The sequence below is a fragment of the Shewanella psychromarinicola genome (assembly GCF_003855155.1).
Classification (GTDB): domain Bacteria; phylum Pseudomonadota; class Gammaproteobacteria; order Enterobacterales; family Shewanellaceae; genus Shewanella; species Shewanella psychromarinicola.
The window spans coordinates 1207820-1219721 of sequence record NZ_CP034073.1 but is presented as its reverse complement, the minus strand read 5'-3'; the positions used below and the strand labels follow the sequence as shown (position 1 = coordinate 1219721).

Below are 11902 nucleotides of genomic sequence, written 5' to 3'. Positions count from 1 at the left end.
AAAAAACGGCTGCTTGATAATCGTTTAGTATCCCTAGAGTTAACTCAGTGTTATATCTCTCGGTAAGAATTAACTTAAGCCACTGTGGGTAATGTATTTTGATATCCCATCAAGTAACATTTGTACTGATATCATCACCAATACCATTCCCATTAACCGCTCTACCGCTATTAAACCTTTCTCACCAAGTATGCGAGTAAACAACTTATAAAACATTAAGATAAACGCACTCATGCCCCAGGCAGAAACTAACGCAATCGTCCAATCCGTCATACGGCTGTTGTCAGTGTGCGCCAGTAATATCAATGCCGCTAAAATAGACGGACCCGCTATCAAAGGGATCGCCATCGGGACAATAAAAGGCTCTTCACCTGCTGCCATTCCGGCAACGCCACCCGGCGAGGGGAAGATCATTTTGATCGCGATTAGGAACAGGATAATGCCACCGGCAATACTGACGGACTCAGTACGTAAGTCCAGAAAATTAAGGATGGCTTCACCGGTATACAAAAATGACAACATAATGACCAGCGCAAACAACAGTTCACGGATTAATACTTTACGGCGCTTTTTGGGATCAAGATGGCGCAATATGGAAGCAAATACAGGTAAATTACCCAGCGGGTCTATAATCAAGAACAGCATGACGGCTGCAGAAAAAACATCCATGGACGACAATCTTTTAATTAACGAAATATGGGCTACATTGTATACTCAACGCAGTAACATAAGCGATGCAGATAGCCAATTTATTGATGACTTTAGGGCTATAGCCGCTAATAATTGTAAACAATTTCACATGATAAATAACCAGCCAACAGTTACCAACACAATGATCTTATGAACTTTTTTCTACTTTATCTTCAATGACTCGATCTATATTCACAACTAACCAAGTGTAATTTTTTCAGCTTGAAATATTCACACACTACAATACTGGTTTAGAATGTTATACTGCGTTGTTTTTTTCGATTGATTTCTGGATAACATGCTCTATCTAATCGCTAGCTGTATTGCATTACTGTTTGGGCCTCTTTTTTACCGCTTCTTCTCATCAGGTAGTGGACTTCAAAAGGGCTTAGATGGATTTATTTTCGTCTCCCTTGGCGGACTAGTCCTCATTCATATTTTGCCGGAACTATTGGAGCATGGTGGGTTTATCACGCTATTGTTTGTCATGCTTGGCGTTTGGGGCCCTACGGCCAGTGAAAAGCTGTTTCATCGATATTCAGAGATCACTCACAACATCACCCTCACATTAGGTATTGGCGGACTGCTGCTGCATACCATGACTGACGGTGGAGCCATGGTCTTGGCACAACAAGAAGGTAATTCGGCACTCCTTGCTTTAGGCGTGATCATGCATCGCTTACCTGTTGGTGTCGCTATTTGGTGGTTACTCAAGCCTCAAGTTGGCACTCGGTGGGCTAGTGTGGTTTTAGTTGCCATGATGATATTAACCAGTGTCGGTTACTTTGCTGGCGAGCATTTATTGACTCAATTAAGCCTTGAAAACACCGTTTACTTGCAAGCCTTTGTTACGGGTTCAATTTTACATGTGGTGTTACATCAGCCTCACGGCCACCAAGATGAAGATAAACAGGGCCAATATCAGTATCAGGCAGGTATCGGCAGCTTACTTGGTCTAGGACTATTGGCTTTATTACTCCTCATGGACACCGGCGGCCACGAACATGCTCATCAAAATCATGGTTCAGAACAATTCGTTAGTTGGTTACTGACAATTTCACCTATTTTATTAGGCAGTTACTTTATTGCTACAGCTCGGTTCGCATCAGGATTACGACCATCTCATTCCTCCTTAGGGCTGCGTTGGTTACAGCGTTTAGCTGGACCAGAAGCATTATTAATTACCTTATTACTGTTAGGCCCTTGGTTTGCGCTTTACCAAGCGCTGGGGTTATTGACCATTGGGGCACTAATGACCCTGACGCAAGTGGATCTGACGGACCCGCATCCAACCTTATCTGAGTCACCATGGCATTTTGGTTTTAGCCAATTAGTCGACCGCAGTGCACCATGGATTATCCTCAGCTTAGTATTGGCAAACCTCATCGGTCATCCATCGGTTCCGTTACAAAACCCTGCATTGCAAGTGTTTATTTTACTCTTAGTCTTTTTACCGATGCGTTTTTGTAATTTAGGCACGGTGATTTTAGCCCTTGCTTTGGCTTACAGTGGTTGGAGCCAAATTGCAGTGGCCTTTACCTTATTGGCCGCACCCGTACTCAGTATTAGCCAATTGAAGTTAATGAATTGGAAACAAGGACTCATGTTAGGCGGTATTTTACTTGTAGGGCTAATGGTGGCAGATCAATTACCCCTGAGCTCGTCATTAACATTACAACTGCCTGATTCAGCTAATATTATTGGCTTAGTGGCGATCGTTTTATTGTTTGGCGCCAGCTTACTTCGACTTGGACCTCGAGATTTTTTAAGCCGTTTGATGATTAACTTAAAATCAGCACCACATACCCATGATCAAGACCATCACTCAGACACCCAGGGCTCACATCATCACGACTCAGCTTCGACACATAAACATCATCATTAATCAGGATCTATGAACTAGGTTATGATGATGGTGTCGACATATTTAAAGGGGCAGCTATGTGTATTTTATTTATTGCCGTTGAGGCGCATCCAGATTATCCCTTAATCGTCTGTGCCAATCGCGATGAATTTCATCACCGAGCAACCGAACCCGCCTATCGTTGGGCAACCATGCCAGCTATTATCGCAGGACAAGATAAACAAGCCGGCGGAACATGGATTGGGGTCAATGAACAAGGTCAATTTGCTGGGTTAACTAATATTCGTTCAATCGAACAACAAGATGGCGTTCGCAGTCGCGGTGAATTAGTCGTTGATGCACTCACAAAACATCATATCAATAGCCAATGGCTCATTGAACATGCAGACAATTACAATCCGTTTAATTTAGTTTTCGAACAACACCAACAACTCTTTTGCTTTAACAGTAAGATGTTAACCACGACTCGGCTTACTTCAGGTTTTCACGCCGTGAGCAACGGGGCATTAGATGATATATGGCCTAAGATGGCTAAAGGTCAACAGCAGCTTCAAAACTATATCAACCAGATGCAATCACCTTGCATAGACCAATTACTGGCGATCATGCGCGATACCTCGCAACCAAGGGATCAAGATTTACCTCAAACGGGCATTAGCCTTGAATGGGAGCGTCGACTGTCCTCTATTTTTATCCAACATGAAGCATACGGCACTCGTTCAACCAGCATTGTATTAAAACACCGCAGTGGTAACGTGCAATTTACTGAAGTGAGATACGATGGTAAGGCACGTAATTTAGGGACTCAACATATTAATCTTGCCTAAAAAATCTACTTTGTCTGAAATACAAACCGTGATCTGTTGCACAGTCTGGTCATTATCCCATATCAGCTATCGCTAAACTTCACTCGTCGCCATAAGCAACATTCATTTTTACAACCTAGATCAAGGTTATTTGATTACGAACATTGCATACTTCGTATGTTGCTAATTTACCCATTGGAGGACACGCCTTGAAGCAGCCCACTCAGATTAGTTGGGATCAGTCGATGATCGAAAAATACAATTACAGCGGTCCCCGTTATACTTCTTACCCGACCGCACTAGAATTTGACGATGCCTTTACTGAGCAAAATTTACTGACATCAATTAAAAATAGTAAATCAGACAAACTGTCGCTTTATGTACATATTCCATTTTGTGCCAAGCTTTGTTACTACTGTGGTTGTAATAAAATTATTACTCGTCACTCACACAAAGCCGACCAATACATTGAGTATCTGGCCACTGAAATTATTAAACGTGCCCCACTATTCAAAAATTACACGGTAACCCAAATGCATTGGGGTGGTGGTACACCTACGTTTTTAAGCCCAGAACAAATCCTTAAACTGAGCAAGCTAATTAAACAACACTTTAATTTTGCAGACGTTGGTGAATACTCTATTGAAGTCGACCCTCGAGAAATCGAGTTAAGTATGTTGGATACCTTAAAAGAAGCTGGGTTTAACCGAGTGTCTATTGGTGTGCAGGACTTTAATAAAGAAGTACAAATTGCCGTTAACCGCGAGCAAGACGAACAATTTATTTTCGACTTAATGGCTAGGGCAAAAGCACTAGGCTTTGTATCTACTAACGTCGATTTAATTTACGGCTTACCGCTGCAAACACCAGAAACGTTTGCTAAAACTATAGCCCGAATTATTGAGCTTTCACCCGATCGCTTATCTGTCTTTAACTATGCACATTTACCATCGCGTTTTGCTGCACAGCGTAAAATTAAAGAACATGATATGCCGGCTCCACAACAAAAATTAGATATGCTACGTCAAACAATAGAATCATTAACGGGTGCCGGTTATCAATTTATTGGTATGGACCACTTTGCCAAACCCAATGATGAGCTATCAAAATTACAAAACACCGGTAAATTACATCGTAATTTCCAAGGTTATACCACCCAAGAAGAATGTGACTTACTTGGATTAGGGGTGTCATCTATCAGCCAAATTGGCGACTGCTATGCCCAAAATCAAAAAGATATTCGTCCATATTACGAATCGATTGATGCCAATGGTCATGCATTATGGAAAGGTTGTAGCTTAAATCACGATGACGAAATTCGCCGTGCGGTGATTAAACAAATTATCTGTCATTTTGATTTAGACATGGACAAAATTGACCGTAAGTTTGCGATTAACTTCGAAGAATATTTTGTGGAAGATCTGAAATTATTACAAACCTTTATCAATGATAAACTGGTCGATATCACAGATCGCAAGTTAACAATAAGCCCGACCGGTCGACTACTTATTCGTAATATTTGCATGTGCTTTGATGTGTATTATCGCCAAAAAGCCCGTCAACAACAGTTTTCAAGAGTAATCTAAGCAACTGTTTATAAGCAATATAATATAAAAACAGCCAGCATTTGCTGGCTGTTTTTGTAAACTAATCTTATTAGACTGCTTTTATATCGTCGTTGACGCTACTACGCTTTTTTGGCATATAACGCTTTGCGGTCACTATCAGATATAAAGGCCATTTCAACACCATTACGTTGCAATGTCGCCAGCTGGCCATCACTTAGACCCATTTCAGATTTAACCACACGGTACTCGTGAGCAATATCAATCGCACTCACCCCTGGGTCGTCAGTATTGAGTCCAATCAATACCCCCGCATCCATAAACTTATGCAGTGGATGAACAGCATAATCTTTAACAGTAGAGGTATGTAAGTTGCTGGTTGGGCACGATTCTATCCCGATCCTGTGTTTGGCAAGATATTCCATCAATTTAGGATCCTGAATCGCATTCACGCCATGACCAATACGTGTCGCGCCTAATACATTAAGAGCTTGCCAAATACTTTCAGCCCCTGCCGCTTCACCAGCATGAGCGGTGATCTGTAATCCCGCATCTCGAACACGCTTAAAGTGTTCTGTAAACAAATCGCCAGGGAAACCGAGTTCATCTCCAGCTAAGTCCATCGCGACAATACTGTCACGGTGAGCGAGTATGCCTTCAAGCTCTAAACGGCATTTCTCTTGTCCAAAAGAACGCGACATAATACCAATTAGGTTAATGTTAATATCATGCTCTTTGACACCGGCACGCACACCATCGATAACGGCTTCAACAACGCCTTCAATGGCTAAATTATGATTCATCGCCATGTAATAAGGACTAAAGCGCAATTCAGCGTAATCTAACCCTTGCGATGCTGCATCGACAACATTCTCATAGGCAACACGTTTCACCGCGTCAAGATCGGCTAATACAGCAACCATCCAATCTAGTTTCTTCAAAAAATCCATTAGGTTGCTTTCTTTACCTTGGATTTGCACAAATGGCGCAAGCTCTTCTAGTGAATTAGCGGGTAATTGAATACCATGTTGATGGCCTAATTCCCAAATAGTCTTTACGTTAACATTACCGTCTAAGTGTCGATGTAAATCAACTAGCGGAATGGTTTTATCTATCATAATTAACCCCTATAAACTTACCCTGCCATTAGTTTAATTTTGTCGGTCAGAGAATCGTTTTCAGTTTAACATGTATTGAGACTAATTCTGATGAGCAATGTTTTTTCTGGAATCTATCACACCAAAAACTCATGCTAATTTGTGATGTGTTTTTTATGCTTAAATCGGGCATACTCTAATACTGACAAAAAGGTTAAATAATAAAGGACTATTAATGCGCTTGCTGATCCTACCGGCACTGATAATATTAACTTTATCGGCTTGTAATAGTGTTACCACGACTCAGATTGATAGCCGCGTCACTCGCCAACAAACGCAGATAGATCCCAATTTACAAGCGATTATAGACCAGAGTTGGGCAGTTAATTTAGCTTATTCACCGATGTTAGCAGCCAGTTTAGGTGACGCTTCTGCCGCAGGAATGCTTGACGATTTATCTGCTCAAACATTAGCGAAAAAATACCAACAGACCCTCGAAAATCTCAAAAAACTTAAACAGCTTGACCGAAAGCCGTTATCAAAATCCGATGTCATCAATGCTAAAATTTTGCAGGATCAGCTGCAAAATGAAGTCGACCTGTATCGTTTTCATGACCACTATTTACCTATAACGGCTGAAAGTGGTTTCCATGCATATATCGCATCGATTGCTAAAGCTCGCTTCAGTAGCGTTGAAGATTATCAGCACTATTTAGCTAAACTTAAACAATTACCACGCCATTTTACCCAGCAAATATATTGGCTCAAACAAGGCTTAGCCGCTGGTATCACCCCAGCAAAAGTCACCTTAAAGGGTTTTGAAGACAGCATTAGCGCTTTTATTGTTCCGGTTGAAACCAGCGGTTACTTTACGCCGTTTACCCATTACCCTGATCATTTTAGCGCGTCAGAAAAAGAATCGCTGACCCAACAAGGTCGAGCCACTGTAGCGCAAATCGTACTACCGCTGTATCAGCAGTTTTATGATTTTATGACTCAAGAATACATTCCTAATGCACGAATAAACATTGCCGCTTCCGCCTTGCCTGATGGCTCGGCTTTTTATCAAAACAGAGTTGAGTATTACACCACACTGCCAATGACCGCTGAAGAAGTCCATCAGCTTGGATTACAAGAAGTCGCTCGTATAAGAGCAGAAATGGAACAGGTTATTAAAGACGTTGGCTTTAAAGGCAGTTTTGCTGACTTTTTAACCTTTTTGCGCACCGATCCACAATTTTATCCTAAAACAGCTAATGAATTACTTAAAGAAGCGGCGTTTATTGCCAAAAAAGCCGATGCTATATTACCTAAATATTTTGGCAAATTACCACGGACGCCTTATGGCATTGAACCTGTACCTGCAGAAATAGCGCCAAAATACACAACGGGACGCTACTCAGGTTCAAACCGTGACGACGAGCCCGGCTATTATTGGGTGAACACCTACGCCTTAGATAAGCGACCGCTTTACGAGCTTGAAGCATTAACCTTACATGAAGCGGTTCCAGGGCATCATTTACAGATATCATTGAATAAAGAACTGACTAATTTACCCAACTTTCGGCGGTACAGTTATATCTCTGCGTTTGGTGAAGGTTGGGGCTTATATTCAGAATATTTAGGCGTAGAAGCCGGGTTTTATCAAGACCCCTACAGTAACTTTGGCCGCTTAACCTATGAAATGTGGCGTGCGGCCCGTTTAGTCGTCGACACTGGCATGCATGCTAAAGGTTGGAGCCGCCAACAAGCGATAGATTTTATGGCCAGCAATACAGCCCTTTCAATGCACAACGTCACCACAGAAATAGATCGTTATATTTCTTGGCCAGGCCAAGCACTGTCATACAAAATTGGTGAATTAACCATAAAACGCTTACGCGCTAAAGCAGAAAAATCATTAGGAAAAGATTTTGATATTAGACAGTTTCATGATGCCGTTTTAGAGAATGGCTCTATCCCGATGTCAGTACTAGAGCAAATGGTTGATGAGTTTATTGCTCGTCAACAAGCAATGGTAAAAGAAGCGAGCAGCGTGTAACAATATAGATGAACGCGTCGAAATTAAACACTATTTAAGATTATAACAAGCTGGCTTATAACAATGCATTACATGAAATTTTCATCCGAATTAAAGCTCAATACCAGTGATCAGCGACACTTTTGGCAACAAGTGCACCAATCGAGTTTCTGCACCCATAACGGAATAAAAATTGCTTATGCGATGATCCAACATCCTAATAATCAACGCGCAATAGTGATCAGTAATGGCAGGGTCGAATCCTATGTGAAGTATCAAGAATTGATATACGACTTATATCAACAAGGATTCAGCGTTTACGCTTTAGATCATCGAGGCCAAGGGCTGTCAGACAGACTCACCCATAATCCACATCAGGGTTATGTTGAGAAATTTACCGATTATACGGATGACTTTGCTCAATTTATTGATCAGGTCGTGCGCCCACAGCTGCATGAAGAGTTATTTATCATAGCTCACTCAATGGGTTGTACTATCGCGAGTGACTATCTAAATAAATACCCGCAAACGTTTGCTGCAGCAGTATTTTCAGCACCTATGTTTGCTATACGTCTACCTTTTGCTCAATCGGTTGTCCGTTGGTTAGCTCAAAAGCTCGATAATAATCGCATTGAAGCAGGCAAAGTACACAGTACCTTTGTGCTAGGTGGAACGCATTACCAACCAGATAGTTTTAAGCGTAACAAGCTCACTCATAGCCCATTTCGCTACCAGCACTATCGCAACGTATTCGAGGATACCACCGAGGTACAGTTAGGCTCACCGACCAATCATTGGTTGCTTGAAGCAATGAGCGCAGCACACAGATGTATCAACTATGCTAAACATAGCCAAACCCCAATACTCATCTTACAAGCAGAAAAAGACACTATTGTCTGTAATAAGGCGCAAAATCAAACATTAAGCACTCATTGTCATAAGGTGGTGATTGAAGGCGCATATCACGAAGTGTTTATCGAGAGCGATAGCATGCGTAATATTGCACTTTCTCATACTATCGATTTTATGGCACAACACTCAACGATAGCTTAGTGTTAATTAACTGAATAATATCGTCATGATCTAGTGGCCGACTAATGATATAACCTTGAAACCAAGTACACTTCGCCTGTGTCAGTAAGTTGAGTTGTTGCTTATTTTCAACCTGTTTAGCGACAACAGGGAAGTTCAATTTGGTCGCAAACTCAACTACAGCACTAACAATATTAAAGCTTTCGGGGTTATATTCTATATCTTCAAGATAAATAGCAGCTAACTTCACTTGTGAAAAGCCAATACCTTGCAGTTGATGAACGGCACAAGAACCACCGCCAAAATTGTCCATCGCAATATTGATACCGTATCGTTGTAGCTCGGAAATTTTGTTTTTTGCCACCTTAGCATTGACCACAAATATGTCTTCCGTTAGTTCAAATTGAAGTAATTTCGGTGATATTTGCGCAGCATTAATCCTGCTAATAATGACATTTACGAAATGATCTTGATGAAAGTGGCGCGAAGAAATATTTAATGACATTAATGGAATGGTTGCATTGGTTTGTTGAAGTAATTGTATCAACTCACAAACCTTATCTAATGCCCATAACTCTAGCTCGAAAATACAATCGGATAATTCAGCTGCAGCAATAAATTTACGTGGACTAATATAGCCATACTGAGGGTGATACCAACGCATCAAGGCTTCAACGCTATTAAGTTGTCCAGCCCGATCGACAACAGGTTGATACACCAATGACATCTGTTGGTTGTGAATAGCAACTTTTAGTTCATTTTGTAATTTAAAAGGTTGTACTTGATTCTGCTCAAACTCAGGTCGATAAATGGCGCAACCATTAGAGCGGCTGTCTTTTGCTTGCTCTAAAGCGCTATCAGCACGAGCCAATAGCACTTGAGGTTCTAATGACTCAATACCATCAAAAATCACTAAACCAATTCTGGCCGAAATAGACAAGTTTTGCTCTGAAATGGTATAACTACGACCAATTAGCTGCCTGACTTCACTTGCTAATGCTAGTGCACGCTTGTTTGCTTGATCGATTTCATTACCAAAGTTTTTGGCCAGAATAACGAATTCATCAGCCCCGAGGCGTGCAACTAAACCAGTACTAGAAAACGTAGCTGATAAGCGCGCTGCTATTTGCATTAACAATCTGTCACCAAGTTGGCGACCCAAAGCATCATTAATTAATTTAAAGTTATCTAAATTAATCATCAATAGCGCAGAGAATTGACCGGTCTTGCGGCTTAAAACCTGTGAATCATAGAGTTGATCGGCTAGTACATCACGATTAATTAAATCGGTAAGGCCATTATGACCTTGCTTATCATTAGCAACACGTTGGCTTTTAACATCACCAGAAACATCTGTAATGGTGCCGATAATCCGCGATGGCCGACCTAACTCATCCCACTCAACTATTTTTCCACGATCAAGAATCCAAATATAGCGGCCATCTTTATGACGCAACCGGTGAACGCTTTCATAATATTCATGTTGGTTACTGATGTAGTTCTGTAAAGTATTTAATACCTGTAGCTTATCACTAAGATGTAAACGAGATTCCCAAACAGAATAGTCATTATCAAGCTCGTAAGGTTGGTAGCCTAAGATGTCTTTCCAGCGATCAGAAACAAACACATCTCCAGTAGAAATACACCAATCCCAAATGCCATTTCGCGCGCCCTCAACCGCAAAAAGCCAACGTTGCTCAGCATCATTAAGCCGTTTCTTGCTTCGAGATAATCGACCATTAACCTGATTTAGATAATCACGTAAGTTAACCAGTTCGGTTGATGCACACATAATATCAGTGTTGAAATCCGGAGAATCAAGGTTTTTAGCTGCTTGGCTTAACTGAATTAACGGTCGTATCAGTAAGTAATGCAACATGAAGCAAAATAGTGACAAAAATAAAGCACCAATCCCCCAGATCTCAATAAAGCGCTTTAAGAGGCGATCAACCGATTCTGATAAGGTATTGGCAATGTCATATTCTAGATAAATTAGATCTACTGAATTTGAATAACTATATCGAGAACTAGCGTTTAAAGGATAATAAGCCTGTATGGATAATCGATCGAAATTGACCTTAAAGTAAGGTTTATTGTTGGCGATAACACTTCCGTGCAAATCAGCAGAATAGCCTTCCAATACGTTAGTAGCATTACTCTCACGCCAAATAATATGATTAGCGAATTGAATTTCACTAGCAGAATCAAGTATCACATACACCATCATATTTTGATCTGTTGAAACTAAAGCAACCTCCTGCTCTAACCGTTCAAAATCTTGCATCAATAAAGATGATTCAACCACGTGACGCATTCTAAATAAATCTTTCTGAATTTGCTCTGATTGTGTTGATGCAAGCTGATCTTTTAGCTCCGCATGCTCATAGAAATACTGTCCACATACCAAACCAAGGTAAAGGATAAAAATACACACAGGAACCAGTATAGTCAGAGAAAGATTCGGCAAACGAGGCAAAATAAACCCACCCAATGAAATATATGAAGATACGCTAGCGGTAATCTTATCAATAAGTAAAGACAGTTATGTCTCCTAATAGCACATACAATATAAAAACTTATTATTTATTAGTAGCTTTAAATCGATCTACACTCTACCCTGTTTGACTGGTAAGTGTAATTTTATTTACGCATATATAGCATATCTGATATATAGAAAGGATTTACTCACGCATGGGCATATTCGACAAACTGCTGTCCTGTTTTGGCTAGTAACAAACTCTACACCATAAATTGCAGCGAAGCTGTTAAATTGCAGACGTAAAAAAGCCCGCTATATAATAGCGGGCTGTTTCACTACTCTTTCGAGT

At 40.8% G+C, this 11902-nt stretch carries 8 protein-coding genes; 5 read left to right on the top strand and 3 right to left on the bottom strand.

All coding sequences use genetic code 11. The features are described from left to right. Positions 1–69: 69 nt before the first annotated feature. Positions 70–669 (bottom strand): YhgN family NAAT transporter, encoded by a 600-nt coding sequence (locus EGC80_RS05185; protein WP_101033501.1) that lies wholly within the window; start codon positions 667–669, stop codon positions 70–72. Positions 670–988: 319 nt separating this feature from the next. Between EGC80_RS05185 and EGC80_RS05180 the strand changes: the two genes are divergently transcribed. From EGC80_RS05180 to hemN, 3 genes are all read left to right on the top strand, one after another. Then, positions 989–2575 carry a metal transporter gene (locus EGC80_RS05180; RefSeq protein ID WP_124012947.1) on the top strand — a complete coding sequence of 529 codons (1587 nt, stop codon included), beginning with the start codon at positions 989–991 and terminating at the stop codon, positions 2573–2575. 56 nt (positions 2576–2631) lie between these two features. Next, positions 2632–3381 carry an NRDE family protein gene (locus EGC80_RS05175; RefSeq protein WP_101033497.1) on the top strand — a complete coding sequence of 250 codons (750 nt, stop codon included), beginning with the start codon at positions 2632–2634 and terminating at the stop codon, positions 3379–3381. Between the two features lie 188 nt (positions 3382–3569). Continuing rightward, complete coding sequence (gene hemN, locus EGC80_RS05170) at positions 3570–4946, top strand: oxygen-independent coproporphyrinogen III oxidase (protein ID WP_101033495.1); 1377 nt, start codon at positions 3570–3572, stop codon at positions 4944–4946. A 101-nt stretch (positions 4947–5047) separates the two neighbouring features. Here hemN and add read toward each other — a convergent pair whose 3' ends face one another. Beyond that, entirely contained in the window at positions 5048–6043 is a 996-nt protein-coding gene (gene add / locus EGC80_RS05165) for an adenosine deaminase (protein WP_124012946.1), read from the bottom strand. A 214-nt stretch (positions 6044–6257) separates the two neighbouring features. Between add and EGC80_RS05160 the strand changes: the two genes are divergently transcribed. Next, positions 6258–8063 carry a DUF885 domain-containing protein gene (locus tag EGC80_RS05160; RefSeq protein ID WP_124012945.1) on the top strand — a complete coding sequence of 602 codons (1806 nt, stop codon included), beginning with the start codon at positions 6258–6260 and terminating at the stop codon, positions 8061–8063. Positions 8064–8126: 63 nt separating this feature from the next. Next, positions 8127–9095: an alpha/beta fold hydrolase gene (locus EGC80_RS05155; RefSeq protein ID WP_124012944.1), complete on the top strand. Its 969-nt coding sequence runs from the start codon at positions 8127–8129 to the stop codon at positions 9093–9095. Here the strand turns inward: EGC80_RS05155 and EGC80_RS05150 are convergent. After that, positions 9067–11550 carry a putative bifunctional diguanylate cyclase/phosphodiesterase gene (locus EGC80_RS05150; RefSeq protein ID WP_124012943.1) on the bottom strand — a complete coding sequence of 828 codons (2484 nt, stop codon included), beginning with the start codon at positions 11548–11550 and terminating at the stop codon, positions 9067–9069. The two genes, EGC80_RS05155 and EGC80_RS05150, sit on opposite strands and share 29 nt — an antisense overlap. Between the last annotated feature and the right edge of the window lie 352 nt (positions 11551–11902).

Coding starts and splice junctions, on each gene's coding strand:
- add (WP_124012946.1), bottom strand. CDS start 6,043: ATGATAGATAAAACCATTCCGCTAGTTGATTTACATCGACACTTAGAC.
- EGC80_RS05160 (WP_124012945.1), top strand. CDS start 6,258: ATGCGCTTGCTGATCCTACCGGCACTGATAATATTAACTTTATCGGCT.
- EGC80_RS05155 (WP_124012944.1), top strand. CDS start 8,127: ATGCATTACATGAAATTTTCATCCGAATTAAAGCTCAATACCAGTGAT.
- EGC80_RS05175 (WP_101033497.1), top strand. CDS start 2,632: ATGTGTATTTTATTTATTGCCGTTGAGGCGCATCCAGATTATCCCTTA.
- EGC80_RS05185 (WP_101033501.1), bottom strand. CDS start 669: ATGGATGTTTTTTCTGCAGCCGTCATGCTGTTCTTGATTATAGACCCG.
- EGC80_RS05180 (WP_124012947.1), top strand. CDS start 989: ATGCTCTATCTAATCGCTAGCTGTATTGCATTACTGTTTGGGCCTCTT.